The following is a 17,419-nucleotide window of genomic DNA, read 5'->3' on the forward strand; positions in this document are numbered from 1 at the left end:
CGAAATCGGCGGTTCACTGCGAACGGGACGCTGCCGCACCGGCGAGGAAACGGCGCGCTCCCCGCCGTACGAAAAGAAGAACAGTGTGGGAAAGCGGCCTCCCACCCGCCGCATGGTTTCCCAGCGCTGTTACCGCGCCGCCTTCTTGGCCAGCTGGATCTGCTCGTAGACCCGGGTCCGCAGCTCGATGAACCGCGGATCCGCCCGGGTGTGCAGTTGGTCCCGCTCGGCCGGCAGGTCGACCACCAGCTCGTCCTGCACCACTGTCGGCGACGAGGACAGCATCACCACCCGCCGGCCCAGATAGACCGCCTCGTCGATGTCGTGCGTCACGAACAGCACCGTCACCTCGAGCCGCTGCCACAGCGCCCGGACCAGGTCCTCCAGATCGGCCCGGGTCTGCGCGTCGACCGCCGCGAACGGCTCGTCCATCAGCAGCGTCTCCGGCTCGTAGGCGACCGCCCGGGCGATCGCCACCCGCTGCTGCATGCCACCGGAGAGCTGCCACGGGTACGCCCCGGCGGTGCCGCCCAGCCCCACCGCGTCGAGCGCCCCCTCGACCAGCTCCCGCCGGCGGGCCCGGTCCACGCCCTTCTGCTTGAGCGGCAGCTCCACGTTGTCCCGCACGCTCATCCAGGGGAACAGGCTGCGGCCGTACTCCTGGAAGACCACCGCCATGCCCGGCGGTGGCCCGGTGACCGGTTTGCCGCCCACCCGGACGTCGCCGGAGGTCGGCGCCAGCAGGCCGGAGACGCACCGCAGCAGCGTGGTCTTGCCGCAGCCGGACGGCCCGACCAGGCAGACCAGGTCGCCGCCCTCGACGGTGAACGTCAGGTCGCGAAGCGCTTCGACCTCGCGGCCGCCGCCACGGTAGACCTTCCGCAGGCCCTTCACTTCGAGCATCGTGGCCCTCCTAACCGGCCCGGCGCCGCGCCGCGCGCAGCCCCTCGTACCACCGCAGCGCCCGCCGTTCGGCGAGCCGGAACAGCAGCGACAGCGCGAAGCCGAGCAGGCCGAGCAGGATGATCCCGCTCCACATCTCCGGGATCGCGAAGCTGCGCTGGAACTGCACGATGGTGAAGCCGAGGCCGTTGCTGGCCGCGAACATCTCGCTGATCACCATCAGGATGATCGCGATGGAGAGCGCCTGGCGCAGTCCGGTCGCGATCTGTGGGGAGGCCGACGGCAGGATCACCCGGGTGATCCGGGCCGGCCCGGTCACGCCGTAGGCGCGGGCGGTGTCCAGCACCACGCCGTCCACCGCGCGGACGCCCTCCACCGTGTTGAGCAGGATCGGCCAGACACAGCCGAACACGATGACGATCACCTTCATGCCGTCGCCGATGCCGGCGAACAGCATGATCACCGGCACCAGCACCGGCGGCGGGATGGCGCGGAAGAATTCCAGGATCGGCTCCAGCACCGCGCGCAGCCGCCGGTTGAGGCCGATCGCCACGCCCAGGCCGATCCCGATCAGGGCGGCCAGCAGGTACCCGGCGAACAACCGCAGCAGGCTGGGCGCCACGTCGGCACGCAGCCGCTCCGGCTGCCAGGTGTCCTTGAAGGCCGTGAAGATGGTGCGCAGCGGCGGTGCGTAGAAGCTCTCGCTGTCGTCACTGAGCCAGAACCACCCGGCGAAGAGCACGATCGGCAAAACCACCGCAAACAAGATCTTTTTGAGTACGCCCATCAGATCGCCACCTCGCCCCGGACGGACTGGTGCCAGGCGAGCAGCCGGCGCTCCCCGGTACGGGTCAGCAGGTTGATCAGCACGCCGAGCGCGCCGGTCACCACGATCAGCGCGTACATGGTCGGCACCGCGTCGGAGTTCTGCGCCGTCGCGATCTCCTTGCCCAGCCCGGGCGCGCCGATCACCAACTCGGCGGTGATCGCCAGGACCAGGGCCACCGAGGCGGCCAGCCGGACACCGGTGAAGACGTAGGGGAGCGCGGTCGGCCAGAGCACGTACCGCACCCGGCCCCAGGTGGAGAAGCGGTAGCTGCGGGCGGTCTCCTCGGCGACCGGGTCGACGTCCGCCACGCCGTACAGCACCTGGACCAGCACCTGCCAGAACGCGGCGTAGCAGACCAGCAGCAGGGTGGAGCCCAGCCGGGTGCCGTAGAGGAGCACGGCGAGCGGGATCAGCGCCACCGAGGGGATCGGCCGCAGGAACTCCACCGTGGACGCGGTCAGCGCCCGCAGCACCGGCACCGAACCGATCACCAGGCCGGCGAGGACCCCGGCGGCCACCGCGATGAGCAGGCCGATCGCCCAGGCGTACAGGGTGTCGCCGAGCGCCCGCCAGAACGCGGCGGTGCCCGCCTCGTCGGCGAGCGCCGCCACGATCCGGCTGGCCGGCGGCAGGTACCGGTCCTTGACCAGGCCGAGCCGTGGCAACAGCTCCAGAATGACGAGCAACCCGGCCAGCCCGGCGAAGCCGAGCAGGACCGGGTTGCCACGGCGTGCTGAGGTCACGGCAGCAGCTTGTTCAGATCCGGAGCGCTGGCGAAGATCCCGTCCTTGGTGCCGAGCTCGGCGAGCGTCTGCGCGGACGTCTTGTTGATCTCGACGGGCCACTTCGGCAGGACCACCGCGGCGCGGGTCTTCTCGTCGATCTTGGTGTAGGTGCTCAGGACCTGGCGCACCTCGTCCGGGTGGCCGTCCGCGTAGGTCAGCGACTCGTTGACCGCCTCGGTGAAGCGCTTGGCCAGGTCGGCGTTCTCGCTGAGCAGCTTCTGCGAGGTGAAGTAGGCCGCGATGGTCAGGTTCGGCGCGGCGTCCACGAAGGTCGAGGCCACCTCGCGACCGCCGGCCGCCTTGATCGTGGAGAGCTGCGGCTCGACCACCCAGGCCGCGTCGATGTCGCCCTTCTCCAGGGCCGCCTGCATGTTCGGGAACGGCATCTCGACGAACTGGATGTTGCTCGGGTCGCCGCCGGCCTTGCGCACCGACTCGCGGGTCACGGTGTCACCGATGTTCTTCAGCGTGTTCACCGAGACCTTCTTGCCGGCCAGGTCCTTGGCGGTCTTGATCGGGCTGCCGGCCTTGACCACCACCGCGCCGAAGTCCTTGCCCTGCGCGTTCGTCGACGCGACACCGGCCGCGACCGCCTTGATCGGTACGTTCTTGGTCTGCGCGATCATCAGCGAGGTCAGGTTGGAGAAGCCGAACTGGAACTCGCCGCTGACCACACCGGGCACGATGGCCGCGCCGCCCTGGCCGGCCTCCATGGTGAGCTCGATGTTGCGGTTCTTGAAGAAGCCCTTCGACTGGCCCAGGTAGAGGGGGGCGACGTCGATGATCGGGATGACGCCGACCTTCACCTTGTCCACACCGCCGGACGAGCCGCCGGAGCCGCTCGAGTCCTTGTCGGACCCGCAGGCCGCCACCGTGCTGGCCACCACGGCCAGGGCCAGGCCTGCGATCAAACGCCGCCGCATATCTATTCCTCCGTAGAATCTGTGCGCAGAACGAACGGAAGTTCTCCAAGAGAACGCTAGGATGTGGCTCGTGTCACGTCAACGATTTGTGTCGATCATCCGATGACGCGGGAACCGTACTACGTTCAATCTTTGGAGCGTGGGCTGGCGGTGATCCGTGCATTTGACGCGGAACACCGCGAACTGACGCTCAGTGACGTCGCCCGCCAGTGTGGACTGACCCGGGCCGCGGCCCGCCGGTTCCTGCTGACCCTCGCCGACCTCGGCTACGTCCGCACCGACGGCCGGCTGTTCTCGCTGACCCCGCGCGTGCTGGAGCTGGGTTACGCGTTCCTCGGCGGACTGACCCTGCCCGAGGTCGCCGAGCCGCACATGGAGCGCCTGGTCGGTGAGGTGCGTGAGTCGTCGTCGCTGTCCGTGCTGGACGGTGACGACATCGTCTACGTCAGCCGGGTGCCGACCTCCCGGATCATGCGCGTGGCGATCAACGTCGGGACCCGCTTCCCGGCGTACGCCACCTCGATGGGCCGGGTGCTGCTGGCCGCGCTGCCCGGGGCGGAGCTGGACGGGTACCTGGCGCGGGTCGAGCTGGAGCCGCTCACCGACCGTACGATCAGCTCTCCCGAGGCGCTCCGGGCCGAGCTGGACCGGGTCCGGGAGAGCGGCCATGCCGTCGTCGACCAGGAACTCGAGGAGGGGCTGCGGGCGATCGCCGCGCCGATCCGGGACCGCGCCGGCAACGCCGCCGGTGCGCTCAACATCTCCGTGCACGCGGCCCGGGCCACCGTCGAGACGATCCGGGAGCGGCTGCTTCCGCCGCTGTTGGCGGCCACCGCGGCGATCGAGGCGGACCTCAGGATCGCGACGCCGCACCGGTAGATATTCACAGGTGTGGTTTTCGCCACCCTCGTCCGCACGGTGGGCTCCCGGCGACGTTTGACGCCGGGATTGTTGCGTTGTGGATCGAATGTGTTCGATGATGGGCGCCGGAGGGGAGGCGCCCGTCATGTCCCTGTTCGCCGTGCTCGACCACAAACACACTGTGGCGCCCGAGGGCTGGAACCGGTGGCTGATCCCGCCGGCCGCGCTCGCGGTGCACCTGTGCATCGGCCAGGTCTACGCCACCAGCGTCTACAAGAACTCGTTCATCGCGCACTTCGGCACCGGCCAGACCGCCATCGGCGTCATCTTCAGCATCGCGATCGTGATGCTCGGCCTCTCCGCCGCGCTCGGCGGCACCTGGGTCGAGGCGAACGGACCGCGCAAGGCGATGTTCGTCTCCGCCTGCTTCTGGTCCACCGGCTTCCTGGTCAGTGCGCTCGGCATCGGCACCCGCCAGCTCTGGCTGGTCTATCTCGGGTACGGCGTGCTCGGCGGCATCGGGCTGGGCATCGGCTACATCTCGCCGGTCTCCACCCTGATCAAATGGTTCCCGGACCGGCCCGGCCTGGCCACCGGCCTGGCCATCATGGGCTTCGGTGGCGGCGCGCTGATCGCCAGCCCCGCCTCCCGGCAGTTGCTCGCCCGCTACGACCCGGACTACGACCCCGGCGTGTCCGGCTCGGTCGCCGACGGCCGCGCGCTGGTCCTGCTCTTCCTGACCCTGGGCATCGGCTACTTCCTGATCATGATGTTCGGGGTGGCGAACATCCGGGTGCCCGCCCCCGGCTGGCGCCCGGCCGGCTGGGATCCGGCCACCGTCGCGGCCAAGCCGCTGGTCACCACCGCGCACGTGTCCGCCGCCAACGCGCTCAAGACCCGTTCGTTCTGGTTGCTCTGGATCGTGCTGTTCTGCAATGTGACAGCCGGCATCGGCATTCTGGAACAGGCCAGTCCGATGATTCAGGACTTCTTCCGTACGGGTGGGGTCTCCGCGGTCAGTGTGGCGGCGGCCGGCGGTTTCGTCGGTGTCCTGTCCCTGTTCAACATGGCGGGCCGGTTCGCCTGGTCGTTGGTCGGCGTCCTGGCCGTCGGGTTCGTGGCCAACCTCCTGATCCGCCCGGTCCCGTCCCGCCATCACGAATCGGCCGCCCCGGCGACCGCCGTCGCGGCCGCGCCCACCACCGTCGACAAGGAGGCCGCCGCATGACCGGCTCCGGTTCCGCCCTCCGCCTGGTGCTCTCCTGGGCGCTGGTGGCCGTTCTGCTCGGTTACGGCATAGTCCAGACCGTCCTGACCGCCGCCAAGCTATTCGCATGAAAATCGCAAAGTAACGAGCTGCCGACACACCGCGACCATTCGGTGACGAATTCCCTGCGGAATAGCGGCTGATTTGTACGAAACATCCGGCGACGGCTGGTGGATCGGCGCGACAACGCTCGGCGCGTCCGCCGATCATTGACACCGGACCATAGGTTGTGCCGCGTGAACATCAGGTTTCTATTGCACAACGCGTATGGGATCGGCGGCACCATCCGCACGGTCTTCAATCAGGCGAACGCGCTGTGCGCCACCCACGACGTCGAGATCGCCAGCGTGTACCGGCGCACCGAGCAGCCGGGGTTCCCGCTGGACCCGCGGGTGCGGCTGGTCTCGCTGACCGACCTGCGCGAGGACGGCTCGCGGTGGACCGACAAGCCGGGCACCAACTCCCGGTGGTGGCGCAAGACCCGCGCGGCGCGCAATCCGCTGCCGCACGGCCGGGACTTCCGGTACAACCGGTGGGACCCGCTGGTGGACCTCAAGCTGATCCGGTACATGCGCGCCCAGCGGGACGGCGTACTGATCACCACCCGTCCCGCGCTGAACCTGCTGTCCGCCTGGTTCGCGCCGCGCCGGCTGATCCGGATCGGCCAGGACCACATGAACTTCCGCAGCTACCGGCCCCGGCTGCAGTCCGCGATCCGGCACGCCTACCCCCGGCTGGACGCGGTGTCCGTGCTGACCCGCGCCGACCACGCCGCCTACCGCGAGGCGCTGGGTGACGCGGTGCGCCTGGAGCGCATCCCGAACGGCATCCCGCCCCGACCGGCGGCGCCCGTGCGGGGACGTACCCCGATCCTGGTCGCGGCCGGCCGGCTCACCCGGCAGAAGGGCTTCGACCTGCTCGTCCAGGCGTTCGAGCAGGTCCACGAGCGGCACCCGGACTGGCAGCTGCACATCTTCGGCGAGGGTCGGCAGCGCCGGCAGCTGACCGACCTGATCGCGGAGCGCGGTCTCGGCGACGCCGTCCGGCTCCGTGGCCTCAGCCGCACCCTGGACGCCGAACTCGCCAAGGCGTCCATCTTCGTGCTCAGCTCCCGCAAGGAGGGCCTGCCGATGGTCCTGCTGGAGGCGATGAGCACCGGCCTGCCGGTGGTCGCCTTCGACTGCCCGACCGGCCCGGCGGACGTTGTCGACGACGGCGCCAACGGCCTGCTGATCCCGGCCGAGGACGTCCCCGGCCTGGCCGCCGGCATGATCCGCCTGATCGAGAGTCCGGCCGAACGGGAGACCCTGGGCGCGGCCGCCCGGGCCACCGCCGCGCAGTACGAGTCGCCGGTCATCCTCGCCCGGTGGGAGGAGCTCTTCGCCGACCTGGCACGGCACCGGACCCACCCGGCCGCCGGCCCGGTCCTGGACGGCACCCCGGCCGCCTGACCGGATGCCCCGGCGTCGCCGGGTACCGCATCGCGATACCCGGCGACGCCGCCGCGATTTTGCGACGAATCTCATCGCCTTTGCTTGCAACATCACGAAACCGCTGGTCAGCATGCCGGTATTCGCAGTGATCACGTGGTGACGCAAAATTACAGTCAACATTTACCTGACTGAATTCCGTCTAGGCGGATGTGCAGGAAGAATCGACCGATCCCGAACCGGCCGCCAAGCGTCCCGCTCGCTGGCGCCGGGCCGTCACCACCGTCGCCGCAGTGCTGATGTTCTGGAGTGCCGCCGGTGCCGGCGCCGCCGAGGCGTACATCGAATCCGTGCCGGTGCCCGGCGCCGCGCCGCAGCCGCAGGCGTCGGTCCTGTACTACCGGGACGGGAAGACCATCCTGGCCCGGGTCGGCGCGACGGACCACAACGACGTGCCGCTGTCGGCGATCTCGCCGGCCCTGCGTCAGGCGGTGCTGCTCGCCGAGGACCGCGACTTCTACGACCACGCCGGGGTGTCGCTGCGCGGGGTGGCCCGCGCGATGGTGGCCGACGTGAGCGGCAAGCGCCAGGGCGCCTCGACGATCACCCAGCAGTACGCCCGGAACGCCTTCCTGAGCCAGCGCGTCACCGTGGACCGCAAGATGCAGGAGCTGGCGCTCGCGGTGAACCTGGAGCGGCAGTACGGCAAGGACGAGATCCTCGCCCGCTACCTCAACACGATCTATTACGGTCGCGGCGCGTACGGGATCGCCGCCGCCGCGAACGCCTACTTCGGGGTGACCCCGGACCGGCTCGACTTCGCCCAGAGCGCGGTGCTGGCCGCGGTCATCAAGGACCCCTGGACGTACGACCCGGACCACGACGCGACGGCCGCCCGGCGACGCTGGAACTGGATCTTCGCGACGGCCCGGGACGCCGGCCTGATCGACCCGGCGACGGTGACGTACCCGGACATCCGGCCGGCCGGATCGGCGATCGGCGGCCCGCTCGGCCTGGTCGTCGACCAGGTGGAGCGGGAGCTGGCCGGGCACGGCATCTCCTCCCGGCAGCTGCACACCCAGGGCCTGCGGGTGGTCACCACCCTCGAGCAGGCGGCCGAGCGGGCCGCTGTGGACTCGGTGCGGGCACACCTGCACGGGCAGCCGGCCGGGCTGCGGGCCGCCCTGGTCGCGCTCGACCCGGCGACCGGCGGGGTGCGTGCCTACTACGGCGGCGAGCACGGCAGTGGGTATTTCGACAACGCGTCGGCCCCGCACCCGGCCGCCTCGACGTTCAAGGCGATCGTGCTGGCGGCCGCGCTGGGCCGGGGCATCGCCTACCAGTCGCGCTGGGACGGCAGCTCGCCACGGCTGTTCCCGGACCGCGGCGTGCCGCTGCGCAACCACGACAACCTGCAGTGCGCCGAGTGCACGCTGCAGCACGCCATGGTCGACTCGCTGAACACCCCGTTCTACGCGGTGACCGCGCAGATCGGGCCGAACCGGGTGCGGGACATGGCCGTACGCCTGGGCATCCCGGAGAAATACGACGGCCGGAAATCGATGGTCGACGTGAAGGGCGACCCGGCGCCGGGGAAGACCCGCGGGGACATCGCGCTGGGCCGCTACCCGGTCGTCCCCGGTGACCTGGCGACCGTCTACGCCACCCTGGCCGGCAACGGGGTCCGTCACCAGCGCCACTTCGTGGAGTCGGTGACCGGCGCCGACGGCTCCGGATACACCACACCGGACACCCCGGCCACCGTGCTCGACCCGAAGATCGCCGCGGACGTCACCACCGTACTGACCTCGGTGGTGAAGGAGCACGGCATCACCCCGGGCCGCCCGGCGGCCGGCAAGACCGGCACCCAGCAGTACCGGGACACCCTGGACAACCAGGACGCCTGGATGGCCGGGTACACGCCCGAGCTGGCCAGTGTGGTCTGGATCGGCAAGGCGAAACCCGGGCCGCTGCGCGACGCGAGGAACAAGCGCATCGAGGGCGACACCATGCCGTCCTACCTGTGGCGCGACTTCACCCGGTCGGCGCTGCGGGGCACCCCGGTCAGCGCGCTGCCGCGGCCCGCGCACGTCGGGCGGACCGACGCCGGCGACTTCGGCAAGACCGGCCACGACGAGAAGAATCCGGACTCGGTCACCACGCTGCACGCCGCCGCGGCCGGTTACCAGCCGGTGGTGCGCACCGAACACGCCGGCAAGCGGCTCGCGCTCACCTTCGACGACGGCCCGGCCGAGGACACCCCGGCGGTCCTGGATCTGCTCGCGCAGTACCACGTCAAGGCCACGTTCTGCGTGGTCGGCGAGAACGCGACGTGGTACCCGCAGCTGGTGCGCCGGATCGTCGCCGACGGGCACCGGCTCTGCAACCACTCGATGCACCACGACGACCTGGGCATTCTCTCCGAGGCGAAGAGCCGCGCGGACATCGCCGAGGCGGACGCCGCGATCGCTGAGGCCGTGCCCGGTGCGACGGTGACCTACTACCGCGCGCCGTACGGCGACTTCGGTCCGTCGGCGAAGGCCGGCGGGAAGGCGGGGCACACGCCGCTCGGCTGGGTCGTCGACCCGGACGACTGGCTGCTGCCCGGCGCCGACGTGATCGCCGCGCGGATCAAGCAGCAGCTCACGCCGCGGGCGGTGGTGCTGGTGCACGACGGCGGTGGTGATCGGAAGCAGACGGTCGCGGCGTTGCGCAAGCTGATCCCGCAGTTGCTCGCGGACGGGTGGACGTTCGATCAGCCGGAGACGACGGTCGTCAGCAAGCCGCTGCCGGGACCGCGGGCCAGCGCCAGCAGTCCGGCACCGTCGGTGTCGCCGTCGGTCTCGTCGTCGCCCTCGCTCTCGCCGTCGGTGTCCGATTCCGCCTCGCCGTCGGTGTCGCCGTCGTCCTCGCCGTCCGATCCGGTCTCGTCCGGGCCGGCGCCGTCGGTCTCGGTGCCCACGCCGAGCGATTCGGCGAGCAGGGGCCGGCCGTCGCGGAACCGCTGACGCCGGCTCACTCTGCGTCGTCGCGGCGGTACGGTGTCGTCCCAACGTAGATTTCCGGGCTCGCAGCCCCTAGAGTGTGCGAACCCGATCGATGAGGAGGGCCCGTGACCGAGCTGCCACCGGAGCAACGACATCCGGCCGACCCGGCGCCACCCGCGGCATCGCAGCCAGTGCCGCAACTGCTGGTCATGCCACCGACCGATGCGATCCCGTCGATGGTCTGGCCGGGATCGGCGGGGGAGCCCGCCTGGGCGATCCCGGTGCGGATCCCGTCCGGCACGCGTGGTTACGCGCTGTTCGTGCCCATGGTGCCGGTGCAGGACGCCGGCTCGGCGCCGGCCACCGCCGCCGCGCCTGCCGCGCCGGTGCCGACCGCTGCCGCGACGCCGTCTGCCGCTGCGTCCGGTGCCGCTGACGCTGACGTCTCGCCGGCCACCGCTGCCGCGATGCCGTCTGCCGCTGCGTCCGGTGCCGCTGACACTGACGTCTCGCCGGCCACCGCTGCGCCGGCTAGCGCGGGGTCGGCTCCCGACTCGTCAGCCACGGCTGAATCCGACAAATCTGATAAGTCGGTAAAGGATGTAGCTGCTGATGAGGCGGCTCCCGGTTCGGCCGACGCGGGAGCGGCCGAGCGATCCGAGTCGTTCGCCCAGGCCCGCACCCCCGCTTCCGGGGTGCCCGCCGGTCCCGGGCCGCGCATCACTGCGGCTTCCGGAGCACCCGCCGGACCGGGGTCGGCCAACACGCCGCCTTCCGAGACTCCCGCCGGACCGGGGACGCGCAACACGCCGCCTTCCGAGACTCCCGCCGGACCGGGGTCGGGCAACACCTCGACCACCGGAGCGACGGCGCGCAGGACCCCGGCCACGGCGGTGCCCGCCGGGCAGGGAGCCCGCACCACCCCGGCAGCCCGGCCCGGGCCGCCGGCGGAGTGGCCGGCGCCCGCCTTCCCGCACGCCCCGCAAGCCCAGCGACCGCCCCAGCGGCCGGAGCCGCTCCGGCGGGTCGGTGCCTACCAGCCGCAGCAGACCCCGTGGCAGAAGTTCCGGGAGAAGCACTGGCCCGGCCCGGACGCCCGCCGTGGACGCGCCGTCCCGGCCGGGGTGCTGGCCGGCGCGCTCGGCATCGCCTGCTTCGTACCGCTGGACCGCACCGGCATCGGCTGGTTCCTCGGCTGGCTGATCCTGACCATCGGCGTGGTGGGCGCGGTCCGCCGGTCCGCGGACCTGTCGCACGCCGAGCGGTGGATCCGCTCCGGCTGGGCGGTGGCGGCGCTCGCCCTGCTCGCCATCCCGGCGTTCCGGAACGCGTGGTGGCTGGTGACCTTCAGCGTGCTCGGCGCGCTCGGCTGCGCGACACTGGCCATCGTCGGCGGCCGGCAGATCCGGTCCATCCTGTTCGGGCTGATCGCCGTACCGTACGCCGCCTTCCGCGGCCTGCCCTGGGTGCGCAGTCACCTGCAAGCGAGCCGCAACCCGGGGATGGCCCGGCGGATCGGCTTCTCGGTAGCGCTCACCGCGGTGGTCCTGCTCGTCTTCGGCGCCCTGCTCTCCTCGGCCGACGTCGTCTTCTCCGAGTCGCTCGGCAAGCTGGTGCCGGACCTCAACGTCGGCTCGGCGTTCCGCTGGATCTTCCTGGCCGTGGCCGGCGGCCTGCTCGCGGTGGCCGGCATCTACACGCTGTCCGCCCCGCCCGTCACGTCCGGCCTGGACACTCCCGGCCGGGGCCGGTTCGGCCTGGTCGAGTGGGCGCCCGCCGCGTCCGCGCTGGTGCTGCTCTTCGGTGGTTTCGTCTGGGTGCAGTTCAAGGTGCTCTTCGGCGGCGGCCGGCACGTGGTGGAGACCGCCGGGCTCAGCTACTCGCAGTACGCCCGCAGCGGGTTCTGGCAGCTCGTCGCCGTCACCCTGCTCTCGCTGGCCGTGCTCGCGGCCCTGGGCCGCTGGGCCCGGCGGGATCAGCTGATCGAGGTGGTCCTGCTGCGCGTCCTGCTCGGCCTGATCTGCGCGCTGAGCGTCGTCATCGTGGCGTCCGCGCTGTCGCGCATGTGGGAGTACCAGCGGGTCTACAGCTTCACCGGCGAGCGCATCTTCGTGATGTCCCTGGAGATCCTGCTCGGCACCGTCTTCGTGCTGATCGCGCTGGCCGGCATCCGCTGGCGTGGCCGGTGGATCCCGCGGGCCACCGTGGGTCTCGCCGTGCTCATGCTGCTCGGCCTCGGCGTGCTCGACCCGGAGGGCTACGCCGCCAGCCGCAACGCGCTGCGCTACGAGCACAGCGGCAAGATCGACGCCTGGTACCTGCGAGCCCTGTCCGCCGACGCCACCCCGGCGCTGACCCGGCTGCCCGATCCGGTCCGCCGCTGCACGCTGAGCTGGATCGCCGAGGACCTCAAGGAGCCCGATCCCTGGTACGCGTGGAACCTCGGCCGGCAGCGCGCCCGCGAGGCGCTCGACCGGCTGCCCCCGGGCGCGGTCGGCAACCACGCCGACTGCCGCCGCGCCGACCAGTTCGACCTGCCCAAGAAACGTCGCTGACGGACCCGTCGGCGCCCGTCACGAGCCCGGTACCGCTTCGGCGGGGCCGGGCTCGCGGCGTTATCGGATCGAGGACGGTTGCCTGGAAACGGGCCGGTCGCGGGGCGCTCAATCGAGGTGACCAGGGGAGGCACCGATGAGACTCGACGGCGTCGAGGTGAAGGTCAGTCTGGACAGCGACCAGACCGCCAAGGCGGTGCAGGCCCTGGAGCTGCCCGATCTGCCGCCCTGGCAGGTCTATTTCGTCGAGGACGTCACGGCCGGGCTCTGCTCGGCCACCCCGCTGCTGGACCAGCACCTGATCCTGCGGGCCCGCCGGCGGACCAGCGGCAAGGACGACGTGACCGTCAAGTACCGGCCCGGCCGCCGGTCCCAGCTGACCGACTCCTGGCTGGCCGTGACGAAGACCAAGGTGGACGGGCTGAAGTCCGAGTTCAAGATCGAGGAGGACTGGGCGGCCGACCGTCGTACGCTGGCTGTCTCGCTGACCGCGGAACTGCCGGCCGGAGTGGTGGCCGCGGTGGCGGGCGGTGAACGTACGATAAACGCGCTTTTGTCGGCGGACCAGAAGCGGCTGATCGAGGAGTGCGCGGGCTTCGCGGTCAACCTAGGCACCCTGACGATGCTGCCTGCCGTGTCCGCCGTGCGCTGGCCCGAGTTCGCCGTGCCGCGACCGGACGGTCCCGGCCTCGACGTCCGCGCCGAACGCTGGACCGTCGGCGACCTGGACTTCCTCGAACTCTCCATCGTCGACACGGTCCAGGGCGCACCGGCGGCGCAGGCGGCGCTGCTCGCCTTCGTCGAGGGCCGGGGACTGGTCCCGAGCAGTGCCGAGGCCAAGACCACCCAGGTGATGCGGGCCCTGGTCGCCCGGTCCGCCTGCGGATCGGGCGGGTGACCCGGCTCCGGGAAGTCCACGCGACGGTACCGGCCCGCCCGGTCCGCCACAGCTTCCGCAGCCGGATCATGGTGCGGGTCCGGCCGGTGGCCGTTCTCCGCACGGTGTGCCAAGCCGCCGTCGGATCATGCCAAAAAGGCAATCGGGCATCAAAAGCACCTCATATGGGAATACCATGGAATGTCGCACCCTTGATGGCCGAGTCACGTCGCCGAATGGGAGGGACTACGGCATGACCGCGGGACCTCGATGGGGATCAGACAGCGCCGTCACCGGTCCGGTGGACCAGCGCCTGCTTCTGGACGTCGGATGCGATGCGTCGGTCGATGGTGGTGAGCCGGGCCAGGACGGCACGCGATGAGGGCCGGAGCCGCCCGCGGCTATGCGGGCCACTTCCACGAGGCCGGCTTCTACGGCTGTGACGCCGAGTTCCTGCGGTTGACAGTGCCCTTCGTCGAGGAGGGGCTGGCCGCCGGCGAAGCGGTGATCATCGGGTACGACGACCGGAAATCCGACCTGCTCCGATCACGACTGGCCGACCCCTCCGCCGTGGAGTTCATCACCGACCGGGGGCTGTACGCGACACCCGCGCGCGCGATCGCCACCTACCGGCAGCTGTTCGAGTTCTACATCGCCATGGGCGTCGAGCAGATCCGGATCGCCGGCGACGTGCCGCACCCCGGCAACGGGCGACAGTTCGAGGGCTGGGACCGCTACGAGAGCGCGGTCAACTGCGTCTGGCAGGACTTCCCGGTGTGGGGCCGCTGCCTGTACGACGTGACAACGGTTTCCCCGGCGGTGCTCGATGTCGTCGAGCGCACGCATCCGCATCTGCTCACGTCGCCCGAGTGCCGCTGCACCAGCGAGCGCTTCGAGGAACCGGCGGAGTTCGCGCCGTTGCCGCCCCCGCCCGACCCACTCGAAGCCGGCGCGCCACTGGTCGAGCTGGTCGACCGCAGCCCCGCTGAGGCACGTCGCGCCCTCATCGAGATCGGCCGCGGGCGGGTCGGCGACAAGACGCTCAACGAGTTGGTCCACGGTGTCTCGGAGGCGGCCGGCAACGCCGTGTACCACGGCGAACCGCCGGTGACCGTCCGGATCTGGGCCACCTCGAACCGGATCGTGGCCAGCGTCCACGACTGTGGTCCCGGTCCCGCCGACCCGCTGGCCGGTCTCGTCCCGGCGACCCGGGACGCGCTGCTCCCCGGCTGGGGGCTCTGGTTCATCCACCAGCTCGACATCGACACGACTCTGATCCGCTCCGGCGACGGTTTCACCGTCCGCATGCGGGCCGAGGCACCCGCCACCGAGTCGTCGGTGATGCGCGGCTGACAGCTGGTGCGCTCGTCCGGTGTCGCCGGCGGGCTGGTGCGGTGGGCGCCTTGGTCGCGGCCGGCAGAATCTGTGCTACCGCAAGGCGGTGACGTACGGCTTCCACGCGCTGCTCGGCGAGCCCGGGATCGCCACCCGGCTCGAGTTCCGGGTCGGGCGAGCGCCGAGGAGACCGTCCGGCACATCGGGGAGGCCGCTGACACCCGAAAGCGCATCAGTACGGCATTCCGATCGTCCACCCCACCGCCTACCGAACGATGCTCGACGAGATGCTGCTGGCCACGACAGTGTGCGGATGAGCCGCACCCTAACGGTTCGAGCGGGTCAGACGCCGCCAGATCCAGCTCGACGGCACCCGATGGCCGTACCGGACGTATCGGCTCACCGCGTCGATGGTCAGCGTGTTCAGCAGCGCCCGCTGTTCCCACGGCTGCCCGGCGAGCAGAATCTGGTCGCCGGCCCGCAGCACGTCGTCGTCGGCGGGCCCGAGCGTCGCCCGCCCGTCCCGCAGGATCAGCAGCGGGACGATGCCGAGGCGCCGTTCCCGGTCGTCGGGATGGCGCAGGAGGTCGCCGAGTGTCGCCTGCCCGTCGCACAGCCAGCGGTGCAGCGCCGGGGTCTCGCTCGCGTCCAGCGTCGTGCGCCACAGCCCGGGTAGTCGGCGCCCGCAATGCTGCTGCAGGCGCTCGACCATGGCCCGGGCCCATTCGTCCCCGAGGGCCGGCATCTCCCGCAGGAAGCGCCACAGCAGTGGGGTGCTCAGCTGCGCGTAGATCTCGTGTGCGACCACCTCGGCCGGCACCAGCAGGGAGTCGATCCGCATGGCGGCGAACAGCGGCGCCGTCTCCGGCCGGTTCTGCCGGGACACCACGAACAGCTCGGGGTTGATGTGGCGGGCGGCGGCGACCAGCGACAGGTTGGTGGTGTCGTTGTCCGTGCCGGCTACGAAGCCGACCGCATGCGCCAGGTCGGCAGCGGCCATGACGTGCGGTTCGGACCCGTCGCCGACGATGACCCAGGGCTCGGTCCCGGCTTCCGCCCGGATGTCGACAGCGGTGACGGTGAGGCCCTCGGCCTGCAGGTCCTCGGTGAGCTCCCGGCCGAACCGGCCGTAGCCGCACAGCACCCAGCGGCCGGCCCGCGGCGGCTGGGACCGCTCCGGCAGTTCGGCGCCCGGCCCGCTTTCCAGCCACGCCATCAACTGGTACGACGCCGGGGCGCGCAGGGCGAGCCGTAGATGGTCCCCGTACCTGTCGAACGGGTTTATCACCGTGGGGGAACCGAACGCGGCCATCCGGTGCTCGACGGCCGGCGACACCGTGCGGGCGATCACCGGCAGCTCCGGGCGCACCAGAGCGGCCGTCATGGTGACCGCCAGATTCACCTCGTCGTCGTCGGTCAGGGCCAGCACCCCTTCGCAGTACGGGTGGCCGAGCCCGGCGTGCTCCAGCGTCCGCGGGTTGCGGGCGTCACCCGCCAGCCCCGGCACGTCGCAGCGGTAGGCGTCGATGTCGAGCGCGTCCACCCGCTCCGCGTCGGTGTCGATCACCACGAGCCGGCGACCGAGCGCGTCGAGCTCGCGGCCCAGCAGCCGGCCGGTCTGCCCGTACCCGGTGATCAACAGGAACGGCTCGCGAAGCCGGGCAACCGTACGCGTGAAGCGCTGCAGCGCGAGCGCCTGCCGGAACGCGCGGTCCTGCAGCAGCGTCAGCAACGAGCCGACCGCATAGGCCCAGCCGATGACGGTGAGGTAGATGGTCGCCGTCACCCAGAGCCGCTGGGCGCCGGTGAACGCGTGCGGGATCTCGCCGTACCCGATGGTCGTGGCCGTGTAGCTCATGAAGTAGAACGCGTCGAAGAAACCCATCCGGGCCGGCTGCCCGGCGTCGTCACGACCCGGGATCAGCGTCAGACCCAGCACGCTGACCGCGAAGATCGTGATCAGGACGATCAGAGGTGCCCGCATCCGGCGCAGGATCAGGAAGACCGTGGGCGGACCCTGTACGGCCACGGCGATCCGCGTCCAGCGGCGCGCCTCGCGGGGTCGCTGCTCGTCGCGGCCGGGTAGCCACCACCGTTTCGATCCGGGCACGGCTGCCGCTCAGCGCCGCTGGAAGGACACGGTCTCGATGACCAGCAGGACAACGGAGACGATGTTGGCCAGCAGGGCGCCGCCGGACAGCGACACCACGGCGGCCATCGACTCGCCGTTCAGGCCGTCCGCCGAGACCTGTGTCGCCCAGGTCCAGGCCAGGGTGGCCGCGATCAACTGCAGGTCGGCCACCAGGCTGGTGGCCAGGTGCACCGCGCCGATCTGCGTGCGGTCGCCGAACTTCAGCACGGTGGCGATCAGATTCACCACGACGGCGGCGAACAGTTCGTACTCGTTGTGCAGCCTCGGATCGGCGAGGTCACCGATGAAGAATCCGAAGTTCAGCGTCGCCGCGAGCAGCACGAAGAACCCGAATACCACCTTTTCCAGACTCATCAGCACCCCCGGCCGGCCGTCAGTGCCGCATTACCCCGATGGGCACCCGTCAAGCCTTGAACCGGGCGCTGGCGATCCTGACGTCCCGGGGCGCTGCCGGACATCCAAGAGTGGAGAGACCGGCACGAGCCGCTTGCGAACGCGACGCGGCGCCCGTCGCC

13 protein-coding genes and 1 pseudogene are annotated in these 17,419 nt (G+C 71.0%); 7 read left to right on the top strand and 7 right to left on the bottom strand.

Annotated features, from left to right (window positions below; genetic code table 11):
- Positions 1-129 precede the first annotated feature (129 nt).
- From Actob_RS11665 to Actob_RS11680, 4 genes are read right to left on the bottom strand one after another with little or no spacing between them, the layout of a single operon-like run.
- Positions 130-903: an ABC transporter ATP-binding protein gene (locus tag Actob_RS11665; protein ID WP_284920106.1), complete on the bottom strand. Its 774-nt coding sequence runs from the start codon at positions 901-903 to the stop codon at positions 130-132.
- Positions 904-913: 10 nt separating this feature from the next.
- Complete coding sequence (locus tag Actob_RS11670; protein WP_284920107.1) at positions 914-1,660, bottom strand: ABC transporter permease; 747 nt, start codon at positions 1,658-1,660, stop codon at positions 914-916.
- A 29-nt stretch (positions 1,661-1,689) separates the two neighbouring features.
- A complete protein-coding gene (locus Actob_RS11675; RefSeq protein ID WP_284920108.1) occupies positions 1,690-2,475 on the bottom strand; it encodes an ABC transporter permease in 786 nt (261 codons plus the stop codon).
- On the bottom strand, positions 2,472-3,440 hold the full coding sequence (locus Actob_RS11680) for an ABC transporter substrate-binding protein (protein ID WP_284920109.1): 969 nt from the start codon (positions 3,438-3,440) through the stop codon (positions 2,472-2,474). The genes Actob_RS11675 and Actob_RS11680 overlap by 4 nt, the downstream gene beginning before the upstream one ends.
- A 102-nt stretch (positions 3,441-3,542) precedes the next feature.
- On the opposite strand from Actob_RS11680, the gene Actob_RS11685 reads away from it, so the two are divergent.
- The 4 genes and pseudogenes from Actob_RS11685 to Actob_RS11700 all read left to right on the top strand — a co-directional run bounded on the left by Actob_RS11685 (position 3,543) and on the right by Actob_RS11700 (position 10,006).
- Entirely contained in the window at positions 3,543-4,319 is a 777-nt protein-coding gene (locus tag Actob_RS11685; RefSeq protein WP_284920110.1) for an IclR family transcriptional regulator domain-containing protein, read from the top strand.
- Between the two features lie 127 nt (positions 4,320-4,446).
- Positions 4,447-5,639: pseudogene (locus tag Actob_RS11690) on the top strand (MFS transporter).
- Between the two features lie 165 nt (positions 5,640-5,804).
- Positions 5,805-7,019, top strand: a complete 1,215-nt coding sequence (locus Actob_RS11695) for a glycosyltransferase family 4 protein (RefSeq protein WP_284920113.1) — start codon at positions 5,805-5,807, stop codon at positions 7,017-7,019.
- Positions 7,020-7,210: 191 nt separating this feature from the next.
- Positions 7,211-10,006 carry a transglycosylase domain-containing protein gene (locus Actob_RS11700; RefSeq protein WP_284920114.1) on the top strand — a complete coding sequence of 932 codons (2,796 nt, stop codon included), beginning with the start codon at positions 7,211-7,213 and terminating at the stop codon, positions 10,004-10,006.
- 286 nt (positions 10,007-10,292) lie between these two features.
- Here the strand turns inward: Actob_RS11700 and Actob_RS43880 are convergent, their stop codons facing one another.
- Positions 10,293-10,550 (bottom strand): hypothetical protein, encoded by a 258-nt coding sequence (locus Actob_RS43880; RefSeq protein WP_328518425.1) that lies wholly within the window; start codon positions 10,548-10,550, stop codon positions 10,293-10,295.
- Between the two features lie 328 nt (positions 10,551-10,878).
- Between Actob_RS43880 and Actob_RS11705 the strand changes: the two genes are divergently transcribed.
- From Actob_RS11705 to Actob_RS11715, 3 genes are all read left to right on the top strand, one after another.
- On the top strand, positions 10,879-12,540 hold the full coding sequence (locus Actob_RS11705) for a DUF4153 domain-containing protein (protein WP_328518426.1): 1,662 nt from the start codon (positions 10,879-10,881) through the stop codon (positions 12,538-12,540).
- Positions 12,541-12,676: 136 nt separating this feature from the next.
- Positions 12,677-13,438 carry a hypothetical protein gene (locus Actob_RS11710; protein WP_284920115.1) on the top strand — a complete coding sequence of 254 codons (762 nt, stop codon included), beginning with the start codon at positions 12,677-12,679 and terminating at the stop codon, positions 13,436-13,438.
- A 357-nt stretch (positions 13,439-13,795) separates the two neighbouring features.
- On the top strand, positions 13,796-14,770 hold the full coding sequence (locus Actob_RS11715) for a sensor histidine kinase (protein ID WP_284920116.1): 975 nt from the start codon (positions 13,796-13,798) through the stop codon (positions 14,768-14,770).
- Positions 14,771-15,077: 307 nt separating this feature from the next.
- Here the strand turns inward: Actob_RS11715 and Actob_RS11720 are convergent, their stop codons facing one another.
- Complete coding sequence (locus Actob_RS11720; RefSeq protein ID WP_284920117.1) at positions 15,078-16,862, bottom strand: potassium channel family protein; 1,785 nt, start codon at positions 16,860-16,862, stop codon at positions 15,078-15,080.
- 9 nt (positions 16,863-16,871) lie between these two features.
- Positions 16,872-17,258: a DUF6394 family protein gene (locus Actob_RS11725; protein WP_284920118.1), complete on the bottom strand. Its 387-nt coding sequence runs from the start codon at positions 17,256-17,258 to the stop codon at positions 16,872-16,874.
- Positions 17,259-17,419 lie beyond the last annotated feature (161 nt).

It is taken from the genome of Actinoplanes oblitus, from assembly GCF_030252345.1.
Taxonomy (GTDB): domain Bacteria; phylum Actinomycetota; class Actinomycetes; order Mycobacteriales; family Micromonosporaceae; genus Actinoplanes; species Actinoplanes oblitus.